The 17,451-nt window shown below is 64.0% G+C and carries 14 protein-coding genes and 2 tRNA genes; 6 read left to right on the top strand and 10 right to left on the bottom strand.

Annotation, left to right across the window (positions count from 1 at the left end; genetic code table 11):
- Window positions 1-2: 2 nt before the first annotated feature.
- The gene (nadE, locus tag KSS95_RS05655; RefSeq protein ID WP_217852389.1) at window positions 3-830 is read left to right on the top strand and encodes an NAD(+) synthase; all 828 of its coding nucleotides are present in this window, start codon (window positions 3-5) and stop codon (window positions 828-830) included.
- Between the two features lie 126 nt (window positions 831-956).
- Here nadE and azu read toward each other — a convergent pair whose 3' ends face one another.
- Complete coding sequence (gene azu / locus KSS95_RS05650) at window positions 957-1,403, bottom strand: azurin (RefSeq protein WP_134690276.1); 447 nt, start codon at window positions 1,401-1,403, stop codon at window positions 957-959.
- A 347-nt stretch (window positions 1,404-1,750) separates the two neighbouring features.
- On the opposite strand from azu, the gene KSS95_RS05645 reads away from it, so the two are divergent.
- Complete coding sequence (locus KSS95_RS05645) at window positions 1,751-2,338, top strand: cytokinin riboside 5'-monophosphate phosphoribohydrolase (RefSeq protein ID WP_217852387.1); 588 nt, start codon at window positions 1,751-1,753, stop codon at window positions 2,336-2,338.
- Between the two features lie 88 nt (window positions 2,339-2,426).
- On the opposite strand, the gene KSS95_RS05640 is transcribed toward KSS95_RS05645, so the two are convergent.
- The 8 genes from KSS95_RS05640 to rnr all read right to left on the bottom strand — a co-directional run bounded on the left by KSS95_RS05640 (window position 2,427) and on the right by rnr (window position 12,050).
- Window positions 2,427-4,727: a YgiQ family radical SAM protein gene (locus tag KSS95_RS05640; protein ID WP_217852384.1), complete on the bottom strand. Its 2,301-nt coding sequence runs from the start codon at window positions 4,725-4,727 to the stop codon at window positions 2,427-2,429.
- Window positions 4,728-4,887: 160 nt separating this feature from the next.
- The gene (gene dnaB / locus KSS95_RS05635) at window positions 4,888-6,285 is read right to left on the bottom strand and encodes a replicative DNA helicase (protein WP_134690279.1); all 1,398 of its coding nucleotides are present in this window, start codon (window positions 6,283-6,285) and stop codon (window positions 4,888-4,890) included.
- A 113-nt stretch (window positions 6,286-6,398) separates the two neighbouring features.
- Window positions 6,399-6,845, bottom strand: a complete 447-nt coding sequence (rplI, locus tag KSS95_RS05630) for a 50S ribosomal protein L9 (protein ID WP_134690280.1) — start codon at window positions 6,843-6,845, stop codon at window positions 6,399-6,401.
- 20 nt (window positions 6,846-6,865) lie between these two features.
- Complete coding sequence (locus KSS95_RS05625) at window positions 6,866-7,732, bottom strand: hypothetical protein (RefSeq protein ID WP_217852381.1); 867 nt, start codon at window positions 7,730-7,732, stop codon at window positions 6,866-6,868.
- A gap of 34 nt (window positions 7,733-7,766) precedes the next feature.
- Window positions 7,767-7,997: a 30S ribosomal protein S18 gene (gene rpsR, locus KSS95_RS05620; protein WP_003249563.1), complete on the bottom strand. Its 231-nt coding sequence runs from the start codon at window positions 7,995-7,997 to the stop codon at window positions 7,767-7,769.
- 29 nt (window positions 7,998-8,026) lie between these two features.
- Window positions 8,027-8,452 carry a 30S ribosomal protein S6 gene (rpsF, locus tag KSS95_RS05615; protein WP_134690282.1) on the bottom strand — a complete coding sequence of 142 codons (426 nt, stop codon included), beginning with the start codon at window positions 8,450-8,452 and terminating at the stop codon, window positions 8,027-8,029.
- A 281-nt stretch (window positions 8,453-8,733) separates the two neighbouring features.
- On the bottom strand, window positions 8,734-9,477 hold the full coding sequence (gene rlmB, locus KSS95_RS05610; protein ID WP_217852379.1) for a 23S rRNA (guanosine(2251)-2'-O)-methyltransferase RlmB: 744 nt from the start codon (window positions 9,475-9,477) through the stop codon (window positions 8,734-8,736).
- Window positions 9,474-12,050 (bottom strand): ribonuclease R, encoded by a 2,577-nt coding sequence (gene rnr / locus KSS95_RS05605; protein ID WP_217852377.1) that lies wholly within the window; start codon window positions 12,048-12,050, stop codon window positions 9,474-9,476. The genes rlmB and rnr overlap by 4 nt, the downstream gene beginning before the upstream one ends.
- 269 nt (window positions 12,051-12,319) lie before the next feature.
- On the opposite strand from rnr, the gene KSS95_RS05600 reads away from it, so the two are divergent.
- The 4 genes from KSS95_RS05600 to KSS95_RS05585 all read left to right on the top strand — a co-directional run bounded on the left by KSS95_RS05600 (window position 12,320) and on the right by KSS95_RS05585 (window position 15,402).
- A tRNA-Leu gene (locus KSS95_RS05600) sits at window positions 12,320-12,406 on the top strand.
- An 88-nt stretch (window positions 12,407-12,494) separates the two neighbouring features.
- Window positions 12,495-12,581: transfer RNA gene (locus tag KSS95_RS05595), tRNA-Leu, on the top strand.
- 242 nt (window positions 12,582-12,823) lie between these two features.
- Complete coding sequence (locus KSS95_RS05590) at window positions 12,824-13,837, top strand: extracellular solute-binding protein (protein ID WP_217852374.1); 1,014 nt, start codon at window positions 12,824-12,826, stop codon at window positions 13,835-13,837.
- Window positions 13,837-15,402 (top strand): ABC transporter permease, encoded by a 1,566-nt coding sequence (locus tag KSS95_RS05585; RefSeq protein ID WP_217852372.1) that lies wholly within the window; start codon window positions 13,837-13,839, stop codon window positions 15,400-15,402. Before KSS95_RS05590 ends, KSS95_RS05585 begins: the two co-directional genes overlap by 1 nt.
- Before the next feature lie 65 nt (window positions 15,403-15,467).
- Here KSS95_RS05585 and KSS95_RS05580 read toward each other — a convergent pair whose 3' ends face one another.
- Entirely contained in the window at window positions 15,468-17,402 is a 1,935-nt protein-coding gene (locus tag KSS95_RS05580) for a methyl-accepting chemotaxis protein (RefSeq protein ID WP_217852370.1), read from the bottom strand.
- Window positions 17,403-17,451: the final 49 nt, after the last annotated feature.

The following is a 17,451-nucleotide window of genomic DNA, read 5'->3' as shown; positions in this document are numbered from 1 at the left end:
CCATGCAAGCCGTACAGCAAGAGATTGCCCAGGCCCTGAAGGTGCAGCCGCCGTTCGCCGATGCCGCCGCGCTGGAGACGGAAGTCGCCCGGCGCGTGGCCTTCATCAAGGACTGCCTGGCCAACGCCCGGCTCAAGACCCTGGTGCTGGGCATCAGCGGCGGTGTCGACTCGCTGACCGCCGCCCTGCTCGCCCAGCGCGCCATCAACGAGCTGCGCGCCGAGACCGGCGACAAGGCCTACACCTTCATCGCCGTGCGCCTGCCGTACCACGTGCAGCACGATGAGCACGACGCCCAGGCCTGCCTGGAGGTGATCAAGGCCGACGAGGTACACACCATCGACATCGCGCCCGCCGTAAAGGCCCTGGCCGCAGAAGTCGAGGAATTGAAGAACGGCTCGCCAAGCCTGGTGGACTTCGTCGTCGGCAACGTCAAGGCGCGCACGCGCATGGTCGCGCAGTACACTGTCGCGGGTGCCCGTGCCGGCCTGGTGATCGGCACGGACCATGCGGCCGAAGCGGTGATGGGCTTCTTCACCAAGTTTGGTGACGGGGCGTGCGACCTGGCGCCGCTGAGCGGGCTGGTGAAAAACCAGGTGCGGGCCATTGCGCGCAGCTTTGGCGCGCCGGAATCACTGGTGGAGAAAGTACCGACCGCGGACCTGGAAGACCTCGAGCCGGGCAAGCCGGACGAGGCGTCACACGGCGTGACCTACCAGCAGATCGATGCGTTCCTGCATGGGCAGCCGGTGAGCCAGGAGGCGTTCGACATCATCGTCGCCACCTACCGCAAGACCCAGCACAAGCGCGAGCTGCCGTTCGCGCCTTGAGGCCAATGGGGCTGCTACGCAGCCCTTTCGCGACACAAGGCCGCTCCCACAGGGGATCACATTTCCCTGTGGGAGCGGCCTTGTGTCGCGAAAGGAGGGCAAAGCCCTCCCCTGCTCAGCCAATCGTTACTTGACGACAACCTTGCCTTTCATCATCGAGATATGGCCCGGGAAGGTGCAGAAGAAGCTGTAGTCACCACCGGCTTCCAGCTTGGCAGTGTCCAGCTTGATGGTGTCTTTTTCGCCGGCGCCGATCATCTTGGTGTGGCCGATGATCGCGGCGTTGTCGGCCTTGATGTAGTCCTTGTCCAGGCCCTGGGACATGCCTTCGGTGGCGATGGCCTGCATGTCGGCGGTCTTGCTGATCACCAGGTTATGGCCCATGACGTTCTTTGGCAGGCTGCCACCGTGGGTCAGTTCGATCTCGACGGTCTTGCAGCTCTTGTCGATGGTGAATTCCTTGGTGTTGAACGACATCTGGTCGGTGGAGTCGACAGTCACCTTGCAGTCGGCAGCAAAGACCGAGGCGCTGGCGAGGGTCAGCAGGGATACCGCTACAGCTTTCGCAAACATCATGAATCTCCTTGGCAGGGTTTTATCAATTGCGAGATTGCCTGAAACCGGAACGCCCGTCCCTGATATGGGTCAAGGGCCGTCAAGTGGCCAGGCAGTAAATTTGTTCAATGGATTGTATACAACCAATCAAGGTGCACATCATGCCCTCTTAGTAGACGATGGGACAACCTCTCATTTAGGAGCACCTGTGATGACACTGAATAACCTGCTGCGCGGCCTGCTGGCCGCCTATGCCTGCGGCGCCGCCGGCTCCGCCGTTTGCGAGTTCGCCCGCCCCGAGTGAATGACGCTTGGAAGCGACAGGCATGCGCCTTACCCTGTGCGCCAGTGAAGGGAGAGAAGCTATGCCTGTACGTTCCGTTTGTGTGTTCTGTGGCGCCAGCATCGGCGCCAACCCCGCCTACCGTGAAGCGGCCATCGCCCTCGGCCAGGCCATCGCCCGCCGCGGCCTGAGCCTGGTGTACGGCGGCGGCGCGGTCGGCCTGATGGGCATCGTCGCCGATGCCGCGCTGGCCGCCGGTGGCGAAGTCATCGGCATCATTCCCCAGAGCCTGATGAACGCCGAGATCGGCCACAAGGGCCTGACCCGCCTGGAAGTGGTGGACGGCATGCATGCGCGCAAGGCGCGCATGGCCGAGCTCAGCGACGCCTTCATCGCCCTGCCCGGTGGCCTGGGCACGCTGGAGGAACTGTTCGAGGTCTGGACCTGGGGGCAACTGGGGTATCACGCCAAGCCGCTGGGGCTGCTGGATGTGAATGGGTTCTATGCGAAGCTCGGCGGGTTCCTCGACCATATCGTCGAGGAAGGCTTCGTGCGGCCGCAGCACCGGGCGATGCTGTTGCTTGGGGAGCAGGCGGATGAACTGCTGGACGGGATGGATCGGTTCGAGTCGCCGGTGCTGCCGAAGTGGGTCGACAAGCAGCCTGATTGAACGCTGATATCATGGGACCGCTTTGCGGTCCTTGCCGAGGCGTCTGACCGGTCGGAAAGGGCTGCAAAGCAGCCCCATGAAAGATCAATCAGCGCGGGATGACAGGCTGGCGCGGCTTCTTGCCCTTGCCACCACCCTTGGCCGCTTCCTTGCGCTCCTTGGCCGCCTGCTGGTTGCGGGCGAATGCCTCGGCCTTGGCCTTCTCGCGCTTGTCCCACGGCTTGCTGCCATCGCTGGCGCGTGGCGGCAGGCCGGTGTGCTGGGTGAGGATCTTCTGGTCCTTGCCCACCTTGTGGCTGCCGGCCGGGGTCGAGTTCTTGCGCCGGGCACTCTGGTAACTGTCGGTCGCAGGCTGGTGCAGCGGAATCAGCTGGTGCTTGCCCGGCCCGATCAGGTCGGCACGGCCCATGCGTTGCAGCGCCTCGCGCAGCATCGGCCAACCCTTCGGGTCGTGATAGCGCAGGAACGCCTTGTGCAGGCGGCGCTGCTCCTCGCTCTTGACGATCTCCACCCCTTCGCTCTTGTAGGTGACCTTGCGCAGCGGGTTCTTGCCCGAGTGGTACATGGCCGTGGCCGAGGCCATGGGCGAAGGGTAGAACGCCTGCACCTGGTCGGCGCGGAAGCCGTTGCCCTTGAGCCACAGGGCCAGGTTCATCATGTCTTCGTCGGTGGTGCCCGGGTGGGCGGCGATGAAGTACGGGATCAGGTACTGCTCCTTGCCCGCCTCTTTCGAGAACTTCTCGAACATGCGCTTGAAGCGGTCGTAGGTGCCGATCCCCGGCTTCATCATCTTGTCCAGCGGACCACGCTCGGTGTGTTCCGGGGCGATCTTCAGGTAGCCACCGACGTGGTGGGTGACCAGCTCGCGCACATACTCCGGCGATTCCACCGCTAGGTCGTAGCGCAGGCCCGAGGCGATCAGGATCTTCTTCACCCCCGGCAGGGCACGGGCCTTGCGGTACAGCTCGATCAGCGAGCTGTGGTCGGTGTTGAGGTTCTCGCAGATGCCCGGGAACACGCACGACGGCTTGCGGCAGTGCTTCTCGATGTCGTGGCTCTTGCAGGCGATGCGGTACATGTTGGCGGTCGGCCCGCCAAGGTCGGAGACCACGCCGGTGAAGCCCGGCACCTTGTCGCGCATCTCCTCGATCTCGTGCAGGATCGACTCGTGCGAGCGGTTCTGGATGATTCGCCCTTCGTGCTCGGTGATCGAGCAGAAGGTGCAGCCACCGAAGCAGCCACGCATGATGTTGACCGAGAAGCGAATCATCTCGTAGGCCGGGATGCGCTCCTTGCCATAGGCCGGGTGCGGGATACGCGCGTACGGCATGCCGAACACGTAGTCCATTTCCTCGGTGGTCATGGGAATGGGTGGCGGGTTGAACCACACATCCACCTCGCCATGCTTCTGCACCAGGGCGCGGGCGTTGCCCGGGTTGGTTTCCAGGTGCAGCACGCGGTTGGCGTGGGCATAGAGCACCGGGTCGTTGCGCACCTTCTCGAACGACGGCAGGCGGATGACCGATTTTTCGCGGGTCACGCTCGGGCTGTCGAGGATCTGCACCACCTTGGCTTCGTTGGGGTCTTGCTGGTCGCCCTTGGCCTGCTCGATGGCGCAGGCCTGGGTGTCCTGGGTGTTCACGTAGGGGTTGATGATCTTGTCGACCCGGCCCGGGCGGTCGATGCGGGTGGAGTCGATCTCGAACCAGCCTTCGGGGGTGTCACGGCGCACGAAGGCGGTGCCGCGAATATCGGTGATGCTTTCGATACGCTCGCCCTGGGACAGGCGCTGGGCCACCTCGACGATGGCGCGCTCGGCGTTGCCGTACAGCAGGATGTCGGCGCTGGCATCGATCAGGATCGAGTGGCGGACCTTGTCCTGCCAATAGTCATAGTGGGCGATGCGGCGCAGCGAGGCCTCGATGCCACCGAGCACGATCGGCACATGCTTGTAGGCTTCCTTGCAGCGCTGGCTGTATACCAGGCTGGCGCGGTCCGGGCGTTTGCCGGCCAGGCCGCCGGGGGTGTAGGCGTCGTCGGAACGGATCTTCTTGTCCGCGGTGTAGCGGTTGATCATCGAGTCCATGTTGCCCGCGGCCACGCCGAAGAACAGGTTCGGCTCGCCGAGCTTCATGAAGTCGTCTTTGGACTGCCAGTTGGGCTGGGCGATGATGCCTACGCGAAAGCCCTGGGCTTCGAGCAGGCGGCCGATGATGGCCATGCCGAACGAGGCATGGTCGACGTAGGCATCCCCGGTCACGATGATGATGTCGCAGGAATCCCAGCCGAGCTGATCCATCTCCTCCCTGCTCATGGGCAGGAAAGGCGCTGGCCCGAAGCATTCGGCCCAGTACTTGGGATAGTCGTAGAGTGGTTTGGCTGCTTGCATGTCAGTGACCGGTTCTGGTGTGCAGGAAAATCGCGGGCGCGGAATATAGCACAAATTTTGACCAAATCCGACGATAGTGGTCGGATTCATGGGCGAGCGATACCAGCCGGCTCCTGCATCCACCCGCAGGAGCCGGCTTGCCGGCGAAGCGGCCAGTGGCTTATTCGTCGTCGTCGAAGTTGTACATGCCCGGCGCGAGGTTCTCGAAGCGGGTGTACTTGCCGATGAACGCCAGGCGGATAAAGCCGATGGGGCCGTTACGCTGCTTGCCGATGATGATCTCGGCCACGCCCTTGTGCTCGGTCTCGGGGTGATACACCTCGTCGCGGTAGACGAACATGATCACGTCGGCGTCCTGCTCGATCGCTCCGGATTCACGCAAGTCGGAGTTCACCGGGCGCTTGTTCGGGCGTTGCTCCAGGGAGCGGTTGAGCTGCGACAGGGCGATCACCGGGCAGTTGAACTCCTTGGCCAGGGCTTTCAACGAGCGGGAGATCTCGGAAATCTCGTTGGTGCGGTTGTCACCGGCAGAGCCTGGAATCTGCATCAACTGCAGGTAGTCGACCATGATCATGGCGATCTCGCCGTGCTCACGGGCCAGGCGCCGGGTACGCGCGCGCATTTCCGACGGGCTGATGCCGGCGGTATCGTCGATGAACAACTTGCGGTCGTTGAGCAGGTTCACCGCCGAGGTCAGGCGCGGCCAGTCGTCGTCGTCCAGCTGGCCGGAACGCACCTTGGTCTGGTCGATGCGCCCGAGCGAGGAGAGCATACGCATGACCAGCGACTCACCTGGCATCTCGAGGGAGAACACCAGCACCACCTTGTCGCTGCGCAGCACGGCGTTTTCCACCAGGTTCATGGCGAAGGTGGTCTTGCCCATCGACGGACGGCCGGCCACGATGATCAGGTCGGCCGGCTGCAGGCCGCTGGTCTTCTCGTCCAGGTCGGTGTAGCCGGTGGAGATGCCGGTGATGTCGCTGTCGGAGTTGAACAGCGTGTCGATGCGGTCGATGGCCATGGTCAACAGCTCGTTGACCCCCACCGGGCCGCCGGTCTTCGGCCGCGCTTCGGCGATCTGGAAGATCTGCCGTTCGGCGTCGTCGAGGATCTCCTCGGCATTGCGCCCTTGCGGGTTGAAGGCGTTGTCGGCGATGTCGGTGCTGATGCTGATCAGCTGGCGCAGCGTGGCCCGCTCGCGAATGATCGCGGCGTAGGCCTTGATGTTGGCCACCGACGGGGTGTTCTTGGCCAGCTCGGCCAGGTAGGCCAACCCGCCGACCTGGGTCGACAGGCCTTCCTTGTCCAACTGCTCGTGCAACGTGACCACGTCGAACGGCTGGTTCTGGTCCGCCAGCTTGTGGATGGCGCGGAAGATCAGGCGGTGGTCATGCCGGTAGAAGTCACCGTCCGAAACCTGGTCCAGCACCCGCTCCCAGGCGCTGTTCTCCAGCATCAGGCCACCGAGCACGGCCTGTTCGGCCTCGATGGAATGCGGCGGCACCTTCAGGGCAGCGGTTTGCAGGTCGAGCTGTTCGGAGGTAGTGATCTCGTTCATGGCCACGAAAGAATTCTGGAAGATGAAAAAGACAAAGGGCACGGCCTGTAGGAAACAGGACCGTGCCCGATGTTAACCGCCTGACCCACCAGGGGCCAGTCGATTAAAGCCGCTTAGGCAGCTACGACGACCACGCGTACGGTGGCTTCGACGTCGCTGTGCAGGTGCACGGCTACGTCGTATTCGCCAACCTGACGGATGGTGCCGTTCGGCAGACGAACTTCAGCCTTGGCCACTTCAACGCCGGAGGCGGTCAGGGCGTCAGCGATGTCGTGGGTGCCGATCGAACCGAACAGCTTGCCTTCGTCGCCAGCGGTGGCAGTGATGGTCACTTCCAGCTCGGCCAGTTGGGCAGCGCGGCTTTCAGCCGAAGCTTTCTTGTCTGCTGCAGCTTTTTCCAGCTCGGCGCGGCGCTCTTCGAACGCGGCCAGGTTGGCGGCGTTGGCAACGGTGGCCTTGCCGAACGGCAGCAGGTAGTTACGGCCGTAACCAGCCTTAACGTTTACTTTGTCGCCCAGGTTGCCCAGGTTGGCGACTTTTTCCAGCAGGATCAGTTCCATTTGGTAAAACCTCTTAACTTTTAACCTTCACCGTTCGCGGAGTCGTCACCCTGTGAAGGGGACTTGCGACCGCGAAAATCAATCAGGCTGTCGACAATGGCCAGAACCACGAGCAACGGATAAATCAGCTGCATGAGCAGCGGTAGCGTCACGTACAGCCCCACCAGCCAGAAGCCGGCGAGTCGCCCCTGCGCCACCAGCCCATGAACCAGGGCGATGGCTGCCAGCAGCAGCACCAGGCTGGAGGCCGATGCCAGCACGATGAACTGCGGCCCGAGGAACGGACCCAGCACCATCAGCGACACCAGTGCCAGCATGGGCACTTTCGGCAACCGCAGTTCGCGAAATTCGCGACCGAAGCCACCGGGGTTGTACAACGCCGCTTGCCAGTAACGCGCCAGCATCAACGCCAGCACACTGAACAACTGCAGCATTACCGCACTGGAAGCGATCAGCAACGGACTGATCAGCTCACCGGGCAGCACCGGCTTGCCTTCGAACTGCGGCAGGGCTTTTTCAAGCGCCTGGGCCAGCACCTCGAAGGTGTCACGCAGCACCACATCAAGGACCAGGCCATACAGCAGCGCCAGCACGATGCTTGACAGCAGTATCCGGGCCCAACTGTGCTCGGCGCGCAATAGCGCGGCCAGCCCCAGCGTCCCCAGAAACACCAGCAAGGTGCTTGGCTCGCCGAATACCCACATCGCCACGCCGGGCAAAAGGCCCCAGGCGATGACCGATGATGCATCCTTGAACCCGCGCCGCAGGAACACCAGGCTCCCGGCGGCGGCACTCAACCAGAACAGCAGCGGCAGTACCGCGCTGATGACCACCACGAGGGTGGCCTGCACACGACCGCGCATGATGAAACTAGCTAACGCTCGCATGCGTATCCCTTGCTACCTAGTCGACGACCCGGTCTCAGCGGCCGTGGCTGTCGGTGTAGGGCAGCAGGGCCAGGAAGCGGGCGCGCTTGATAGCGGTAGCCAGCTGACGCTGATAACGAGCTTTGGTACCGGTGATGCGGCTTGGAACGATCTTGCCGGTTTCGGATACGTAAGCTTTCAGGGTGTTGAGATCTTTGAAGTCGATCTCTTTCACGTCTTCAGCAGTGAAGCGGCAGAATTTACGACGACGGAAGAAACGTGCCATGTGATTGGCTCCTCAAGAAGGTCCGTGGATTACTCGTCAGCGTTGTCGCTGTTGTCGCTGTCATTGCTGTCGTCGCCATCGGCGCCATCAGCATTTTCAGGACGTTCACGACGCTCACGGCGCTCGCTGCGGTTCTCTTCGGCCTTGAGCATCTCGGACGGGCCGGTAACGGCTTCGTCGCGACGGATGACCAGGTTACGGATCACGGCATCGTTGTAGCGGAAGTTGTCTTCCAGCTCGGCCAGGGCCTTGCCGGTGCACTCAACGTTCAGCATCACGTAGTGAGCCTTGTGAACATTGTTGATTGCGTAGGCCAGCTGACGGCGGCCCCAGTCTTCCAGGCGGTGGATCTTGCCACCATCTTCTTCGATCAGCTTGGTGTAACGCTCAACCATGCCGCCGACTTGCTCGCTCTGGTCCGGGTGAACCAGGAAGATGATTTCGTAATGACGCATGAATGCTCCTTACGGGTTAGTAGTCTGCCAGCAATCTGGTCAGACAAGGAGTGAATGACACTGTATGTCTTGCCCTGAGCGAAGGCGCATGCGCGCCGGCCAACTCGGCAAGGGGCGCAATTGTAGAGAAGGCCGCGGGGACAAGCAAGGTAATTGGCGATTATTTGAACAACCCGGCATCGGCCGTTCTTGTAGGAGCCATTGCTGGCGAAACAGGCAGCGCAGTGCATGGCACCGGCTACGCCGGTGTTCGCCGGCTCCTACAGAGATAACGCCAGCCTTCAGGTTTTCTGACGCTGACGCACGGCCTCGAACAGGCACACCCCGGTGGCCACCGAGACGTTCAGGCTGCTGACGCTACCGGCCATCGGCAGCTTGACCAGGAAGTCGCAGTGCTCGCGGGTCAGGCGGCGCATGCCCTTGCCTTCGGCGCCCATGATCATCACCAGCGGGCCCGTCAGGTCCTGCTGGTAGACCTCCTGCTCGGCCTCGCCAGCGGTGCCGACCACCCACAGCCCGCGCTGCTGGAGTTTCTCCAGGGTACGGGACAGGTTGGTCACGGCCACCAGCGGCATCACCTCGGCGGCGCCGCAGGCGACCTTGCGCACCACTCCGGTGAGCGTGGCCGACTTGTCCTTGGGGATCACCACGGCGGTGGCGCCGGCAGCATCGGCGGTGCGCAGGCAGGCGCCGAGGTTGTGCGGGTCGGTGACGCCATCGAGCACCAGGATCAGCGGCGGGGTCTCGGTGCGCTCGAGCAACTCGTCGAGCATCGCTTCGCCCCACACCTGGCTCGGGCTCACCTCGGCGACCACGCCCTGGTGCACGCCCTCGACCCAGGCGTCGAGCTCGCGGCGTTCGGCCTGGCCGACCTGCACGCGATTCTGCGCGGCCAGCTCCAGCAGCGCCTGGATACGCGGCTCGCTACGCCCCTCGGAGAGCCAGATCTGCTTGACCCGCTTGGGGTGGTGTTGCAGCAGTGCCTGGACGGCATGCACGCCGTAGATCTTTTCCAGCTGACTCATGGCTTGCTCTTGCCCTTACGTGGCGCGCCGGACTTCGACGGCCCCTTGCGATGCTTGGTCTTGCCCGCCGCCTTGGCGCCCTTCTCCGGCTTGCTGCCGGCATGGCGCGCTTCGCCCATCAGGGCTTTTTTCATCTCGCGGCTCTTGCGCACTTCGGCGTTGCGCTGCACGGCGTCTTTCGGGAAGTACGCCTCGGCGGCCTCGCTCTTGCGGCTGCGCGGCTTGGGCGAGATCTTCGCCTCGGGCGCCGGGGCTGGCTCAGGCGCGGCCTTGCCGGCCACGGCCTTACCTGCGGCGGCAGGCTTGCGGCCGACCGGCGCGTTGACCGTGGCTTCGGACATTTCGAAGTCGATCTTGCGCTGCTCGAGGTCGACGCGCATGACCTTGACTTCCACGGTGTCGCCCAGGCGGAAGCTGCGGCCGCTGCGCTCACCCGACAGGCGGTGGTGCACCGGATCGAAGTGGTAGTAGTCGCCCGGCAAGGCGCTGACGTGCACCAGGCCCTCGACATAGATATCGGTCAGCTCGATGAACAGGCCAAAACCGGTCACCGCGGTGATCACGCCAGGGAAGGTCTCGCCCACGCGGTCGCGCATGTATTCGCACTTGAGCCAGTTGACCACGTCGCGGGTGGCCTCGTCGGCGCGGCGCTCGGTCATCGAGCACTGCTCGCCCATCTGCTCCAGGCTGTTCTCGTCGTACGGGTAGATACGCGCCTTGGGGATGCTCATGGCACCGGCACGCTTGACGTGCGGGGTGTCGACCTTGGAGCGGATCACGCTGCGAATGGCGCGGTGCACCAGCAGGTCCGGGTAACGGCGGATCGGCGAGGTGAAGTGGGTGTAGGCCTCGTAGTTCAGGCCGAAGTGGCCGTTGTTCTCGACGCTGTACACCGCCTGGCTCAGCGAGCGCAGCATGACGGTCTGGATCAGATGGAAGTCCGGGCGCCCGGCGATGCTCGCCAGCAGGGCCTGGTAATCCTTGGGCGACGGGTCCTTGCCCTTGTGCAGGGTCAGGCCCAGCTCGCCGAGGAAGGCGCGCAGTTTTTCCAGGCGCTCCGGCGGCGGGCCGTCGTGCACGCGGTACAGCGAGGGGACGTTGTGCTTTTGCAGGAACTCGGCGGTGGCGACGTTGGCCGCCAGCATGCATTCTTCGATCAGCTTGTGGGCGTCGTTGCGCACGGTCGGACGAATTTCGTCGATCTTGCGGTCATCGCCGAAGATGATGCGGGTTTCCTGCGTTTCGAAATCGATGGCGCCACGGGTGTGACGGGCATCGACCAGCACCTTGTACAGGTTGTACAGGTTCTTCAGGTCCGGCAGGACCTCCTTGTACTCCTCGCGCAGCGCCTTGCCCTCACGGGTGCGGGCATGCTCGAGCATGCTGCTGACCTTGTTGTAGGTCAGGCGAGCATGGGAGTGGATGACGCCTTCGTAGAACTGGTAGTCGACCATCTGGCCGGCCTTGTTCATGGTCATTTCGCACACCATGGCCAGGCGATCGACGTGCGGGTTCAGCGAGCACAGGCCGTTGGACAGCTCCTCGGGCAGCATCGGGATCACCCGCTCGGGGAAGTACACCGAGTTGCCGCGCTGCTGGGCCTCGACGTCCAGGGCCGAGCCCAGGCGCACGTAGCTGGACACGTCGGCGATCGCCACGTACAGGCGCCAACCGCCGGAGAACAGGCGCAGCTTGCCCAGGGGTTCGCAGTAGACGGCGTCGTCGAAGTCGCGGGCGTCCTCGCCGTCGATGGTGACGAACGGCAGGTGGCGCAGGTCGATGCGCTTCTCCTTGTCCTTCTCCTCGACTTCCGAGCGGAACTTGCGCGCTTCCTTGATCACGTCCTTGGGCCAGACATGCGGGATGTCGTAGCTGCGCAGGGCGATGTCGATCTCCATGCCCGGGGCCATGTAGTTACCGATCACCTCGACCACGTCACCCTGCGGCTGGAAGCGCGGAGTGGGCCAGTGGGTGATCTTGATCGACACGAACTGGCCGATCTTCGCCCCGCCGTTGCGCCCGGCGGTGACCAGCACTTCCTGCTGGATCTTCGGGTTGTCCGGGGTCACGTAGCCGATGCCGCCTTCTTCGAAGTAGCGGCCGACCACGCTTTCATGGGCGCGGGAGATGACTTCCACCAGCACGCCTTCGCGGCGACCACGGCGATCGACACCGGAAACCCGGGCCAGGCCACGGTCGCCGTCGAACACCAGGCGCATCTGCGCAGGGCTGAGGAACAGGTCCTCGCTGCCGTCGTCGGGGATCAGGAAGCCGAAGCCATCGCGGTGGCCGGAGACACGGCCGCAGATCAGGTCGAGCTTGTCCACCGGGGCATAGGTGCCGCGCCGGGTGTAGATAAGCTGGCCGTCACGCTCCATGGCGCGCAGGCGGCGGCGCAGGGCTTCGATCTGGTCTTCTTCGTAAAGACCGAATTCTTCAGCCAGCTGTTCGCGGGCAGCCGGTTCGCCACGGTCGGCGAGGCGCTGCAGGATCAGCTCACGGCTAGGAATAGGATTGTCGTATTTTTCCGCTTCGCGAGCGGCCTCGGGATCGAGGGATTGCCAATCGGCCATCAGAAGGGGTTCACCTTGGGGTATATAGATAGGAATTCTGGCATAGGCGTATTGAAACCGGAAATCTCAGCCTTGGACAGCCCCGCCACGGTGTTCGGTGAGCGACAATAGGCCTGCGGAATCAACAAGTTGAATTTTTTGAGATTTTTTTCGATCGGGGGCTTTACAGGCATCAGGAGCGTCCGTATAGTGCGCACCACAACGACGGACAACCCCGAAGTTGTAGTAGAGATGAACGACGCTGTAAAGCATCTTGATCTCGAATGTGTGCCCAGGTGGCGGAATTGGTAGACGCGCTGGTTTCAGGTATCAGTGGCTTAACGGCCGTGGAAGTTCGAGTCTTCTCCTGGGCACCAAATATTTTCAAGTAACAGATGACCAAGGATCTGTTGCTACTGTGTGAAAGCGTACGATAGTCGCCTTCGACAGATGATGCAAAGCTTTGCCCAGGTGGCGGAATTGGTAGACGCGCTGGTTTCAGGTATCAGTGACTTAACGGTCGTGGAAGTTCGAGTCTTCTCCTGGGCACCATACAAAAACCCACTAGCTTGCTAGTGGGTTTTTTCTTGCCTGCGATTTTTGGTTGCCCCTCTCGCCCGCCGATGATTCTCTGGCACATTCAGGATCGAGCGCCGCCCGCGCGGCGCTCGGTCTCACAGGCCCAGAATGCATCAAGGCGAACGCCCATGAATTTCCCGTCATGCGCCCATTTGAGAAACGATTTCGTTTACCATTGTTTCCAAATATGTAGCCGTAAGCGAGGAAGTACCCGCATGACGATCCGCCCGCAACCGCTGATGCGCACCCTGGCCGCTGCAGTTCTGAGCCTGGTGATCGGCGCTCCGGCCGCCCTGGCAGACGAGCCCGTCACGTTGACGATGTACAACGGCCAGCACAAGGAAATCGGCGAAGCCATCGCCAAGGCCTACGAGGCCAAGACCGGCATCCATATCAATATCCGCAAGGGCAGCAGCAACCAGCTGGCCAGCCAGATCATCGAGGAAGGCGCGCGCTCGCCGGCCGACATCATCTACACCGAAGAATCGCCACCGCTGAACAACCTCGGCGAGCTGGGCCTGCTGGCCAAGATCGACGACGCCACCGCGAACATGATGCCCAAGGAGTATGTAGGCGCCAACGGCACCTGGATGGGCATCACCGCCCGCACCCGCATCGTGGTGTTCAACCCGAAGAAGATCGACGAGAAAGACCTGCCGACCACGGTGATGGATTTCGCCAACCCCGAATGGGACGGACGCGTCGGCTATGTCCCCACCAGCGGCGCCTTCCAGGAACAGGCCGTGGCCATCCTGAAGATGCACGGACGCGAAGCCACCGAGGAATGGCTGACCGGCCTGAAAGCGTTCGGCAAGACCTACACCAACAACATGGTTGCCCTCAAAGCCGTGGAAAAAGGTGAAGTGGCCGCAGTACTGGTGAACAACTACTACTGGTATGCCCTTGAGCGCGAACGCGGCAAGCTGGATTCCAAGCTGTACTACCTCGCCGATGGCGATGCCGGCAACCTGGTCACCGTTTCCGGCGCCGCGGTGGTCAAGGCCAGCAAGCACCCCAAGCAAGCCCAGGCCCTGCTCAACTGGATGGCCAGTGAAGAAGGCCAGCGCGTGATCACCCAGACCACCGCCGAGTACCCACTGCACAAAGGCATGGTCTCCGATCGCGGCCTGAAGCCGTTCAACGAACTGCGCCCGCCGCAGATCTCGCCAGCCGACCTGGGCAATGCCGAGGAGGCCATCGAGCTCGAACGTGAGGTTGGCCTGCTCTGATGACCGCCGCCCTGCCCTCGCCCGCCCTGGCTCGCTTCGTTGCGCGGCGCAAGCGCCCGTCCGTCTGGGTGGTGCTGCCTGTATTGTTCCTGGTGGCCATGAGCCTGCTGCCCTTGCTGTATGTCGGGCTCAAGGCCTGGGATGCCGGCTGGCATGAAGCGCTGCGCCTGCTCTGGCGCCCGTTCGTCTGGGGCTTGCTGCGCAACACCCTGCTGCTGATGGTCGGCGTCACCCTGCTGTGCCTGGTCGTCGGCGTGGCCCTGGCCTGGCTGCTGGAACGCAGCGACCTGCCGGGCCGGCGCCTGTGGGGCGTGCTGCTGTGCCTGCCGTTCGCCGTGCCGTCGTTTGTCAGCAGCTTCACCTGGGTGTCGCTGAGCTCGGACTTCGAAGGCCTCGGCGGGGCGATCCTGGTGATGGCGCTGTCCAAGTACCCACTGGTGTTCCTGCCGGTGGCCGCCACCTTGCGCAACCTCGACACCGCGCTCGAGGAGTCGGCACGCACCCTGGGCTGCAGTCGCTGGGGGGTGTTCCGCAAGATCACCCTGCCACTGCTGTGGCCATCGATGCTCGGCGGCGCGCTGCTGATCGCCCTGCACATGCTGGTGGAGTTCGGCGCACTGTCGATCCTCGGCTTGCAGACCTTCACCACGGCGATCTACCAGCAGTTCGAGCTGGAGTTCAGCAACGCCAATGCCGCGATGCTTTCGGCCGTGCTGCTGGTGCTGTGCCTGGCGATGCTGTGGCTGGAGCTGCGGGTGCGCGGCAAGGCCCGCCACGTGCGCATCGGCCAAGGCGTGGCACGCCGCGCCCAGCCGCTGCGCCTGCGCGGTTGGATGCCCCTGGGGCAGCTGTTCTGCCTGACACTGGCGGTGCTGGGCAGCGGCATTCCGCTGGCGATGCTCGGCTACTGGCTGAGCGTCGGCTCGTCGGCGGCGTTCCCGGTTGCAGCCATCGGCAAGGCACTGGTCACTTCGCTGTCGGTGTCGCTGGGCGGCGCTGGCTTCTGCGTGCTGCTGGCGTTGCCGATCAGCTTCCTGGTGGTGCGCTACAAGGGGCGCCTGGCGATCTGGGCCGAACGCCTGCCATACCTGCTGCACGCCCTGCCCGGCCTGGTGATCGCGCTGACCCTGGTGTTCTTCGCCTTGCACTACGTGCCGGCGCTGTACCAGACCACCGCTTTGCTGATCCTGGCCTACGCCCTGCTGTTCCTGCCGCTGGCCCAGTCGCCGGTGCGCACGGCGCTGAACAAGGCCTCGCCAACCCTGGAAGAGGCGGCGCGAACCCTGGGCGCGAGCAGCTTCGCGGCGTTCTGTCGGGTCACCCTGCCGATCATCTTCCCGGCGATGGCGGCGGCCTTCGCCCTGGTGTTCCTGGATGCGATGAAGGAGCTGACCGCGACCTTGCTGCTCAGCCCCACCGGCATGACTACGCTGGCCACCGAGGTGTGGGCGCACACCGCCAATGTCGAGTTCGCCGCGGCGGCGCCGTATGCGGCGTTGCTGATCCTGGTGTCGGGGCTGCCGGTGTATCTGCTGACCACGCGGATGTATCTGAACAAGGCGTGACACCCCTGTTCGCCGGCAAGCCGGCTCCTACGGGTTTCGTGTAGGAGCCGGCTTGCCGGCGAACCTCAGGCCCTGAACTGCCCAAGGCTGGCGCGCAACTGCGCCGCCAGGTCATCGAGCACCTTGCTGCTGGCGGTGGTCTGCATCACCACCTCGGCCGAACGCTCGGCCTGGGTGTGGATGGTTTCCACTCGCCCGCGCACCGCCTGCGCGCCATTGGCCTGCTGCTCCGCCGCACGGGTGGCCAGGCCGATTGCCGCATGCACCTGCTCCACCGCAGCCTGTACCGACTGCTGACGCCGCTCGTTGTCACGCAGCACCAGCAAGCCTTCGCTGGCCTGGCGCCCAGCCTGGCTGATGGTCGCCACCGCTTCCTTGGCCCCCTGCTGCAGCGCGGCGATGTGCGACTGGATATCCCCGGTCGAGCTCTGCGTCTTGCTCGCCAGCGCCCGCACCTCGTCGGCCACCACGGCAAAGCCACGCCCGGTCTCCCCCGCCCGCGCCGCCTCGATGGCCGCATTGAGCGCCAGCAAGTTGGTCTGCTCGGCGATGCCATGGATCACCGTCAGTACCACCTCGATCTGCTCGCTCTGCTGGGCCAGACGCTCGATCACCTGGGAGCCGGTCTGCACCTCGCCGGCCAGGTTCTCGATCAGCCGCGCCAACTGCGTGGTGGCCTGGCTGTTCTCATCGGTGGCCTGGCGAATATCGACCACCTGCTGCAACGCCGCCTGCATCGCCTGGCTCTCGGCCTGGGCCTCGTCCGCCATGCTCGACAGGTCACGCAGGCTGGCCGCCACCTCGTCGCGCTGCAACGCGGCGGCGGCATCGGCGCCGGCGTTGCGCTGGGCCATGGCGCCGATTTCCACGCCAGTGCGCTGGGCCACCTCGCCCGCCTCGCGGACGATAGGCTGCAGCTTGTCGACGAAGCGGTTCACCGCCGAGGCCATGTCGCCAATCTCGTCGCGGCTGTCCAGGGTCACGCGCTTGGTCAGGTCGCCTTCGCCTGCCGCCAGGTCGTTGAGCGCAGCGATCAACAGGCGCAGCTTGCTGAGCACCCGCCGCCCCAGCACCACGGCCACCACCAGCAGCACGCCCAGGCCCACCAGCACCAGGCCCAGGCCAATCCGCCAGCGCAGCTCGGCGGCGGCATCACGCACGGTCTGCGCGGTATTGGCCTGCATCGCCGTGGCACTGTTCTGCGCGGTCTCCAGGCGCGCGCGCAGGGCCTTGCCACTGTCGGCTGCGGCGGCCACCAGGCTGTCGCCGACCAGTTGCTCACCGCTGGCGATCAGCGCGTTGAAGCGCAGGTCCAGGGCCTGCAGTTCCTTGTCGACTCCAGCCGTGGACACCCCCATCAGCACTTTGCCGATCTCGGCGCCATTAGGGTTGATCGACGCCTCGATGAAGTACACCGACGGGTCCTTGCGCGCCGCATCGAGCACCTTGTCCAGCGCCCGCTCGCCCTGGCCCTTGTCGATCAACGCCTGGTTGATCGGGTTCTGCCGGTTGAGGTAGCGCGTCAGGTGCTGGCCCTGGGCATCGTCGTAGATCACGAACAACACGTTGGGATTGCGCTGGGCGCGGCGGGCGAAGTCCGACAGCATCGGCACGTCGTTGTCCCAGATCGCCCGCGGCGCGACCGAGGCCAGCAGCTCGGCCATGTCGTTGGCCGAGTCCTTGAGGTTCTGTTCAAGGGTGGCGCGCAATTGCTGCTGCTCGTCGTGCAGGCGACTGGACAGGCCCGCGCTCAGGCGCTGACGCGTACTGGCCGAGAGGCTGTCGAGGCCAGCGCGCACATCCTGCCCGGCCTGCTCCAGCTCGGCGGCCAATTGCCGGCTGTCGTTACCCAGGCGCTCGCCCAGGTCGGCCTCCAGGGCGGTGACCGTGCTCCGTGTCAGTGCGACGGCAACCAGCACCTGCACCAGAAGAGCGATACCAAGCGCAACAAACACAGGCCGCAACAGGCGGCTTCGTAACAGTGAAAGGATGGCGGACACGTTGTAACCCTCGTGTTTCTGGGGCCATTACTTTGATGGCATCTACAGA

This window comes from Pseudomonas muyukensis (genome assembly GCF_019139535.1).
GTDB classification, from domain to species: Bacteria; Pseudomonadota; Gammaproteobacteria; order Pseudomonadales; family Pseudomonadaceae; genus Aquipseudomonas; species Aquipseudomonas muyukensis.
This window is presented reverse-complemented; position numbering and strand designations above follow the sequence as displayed.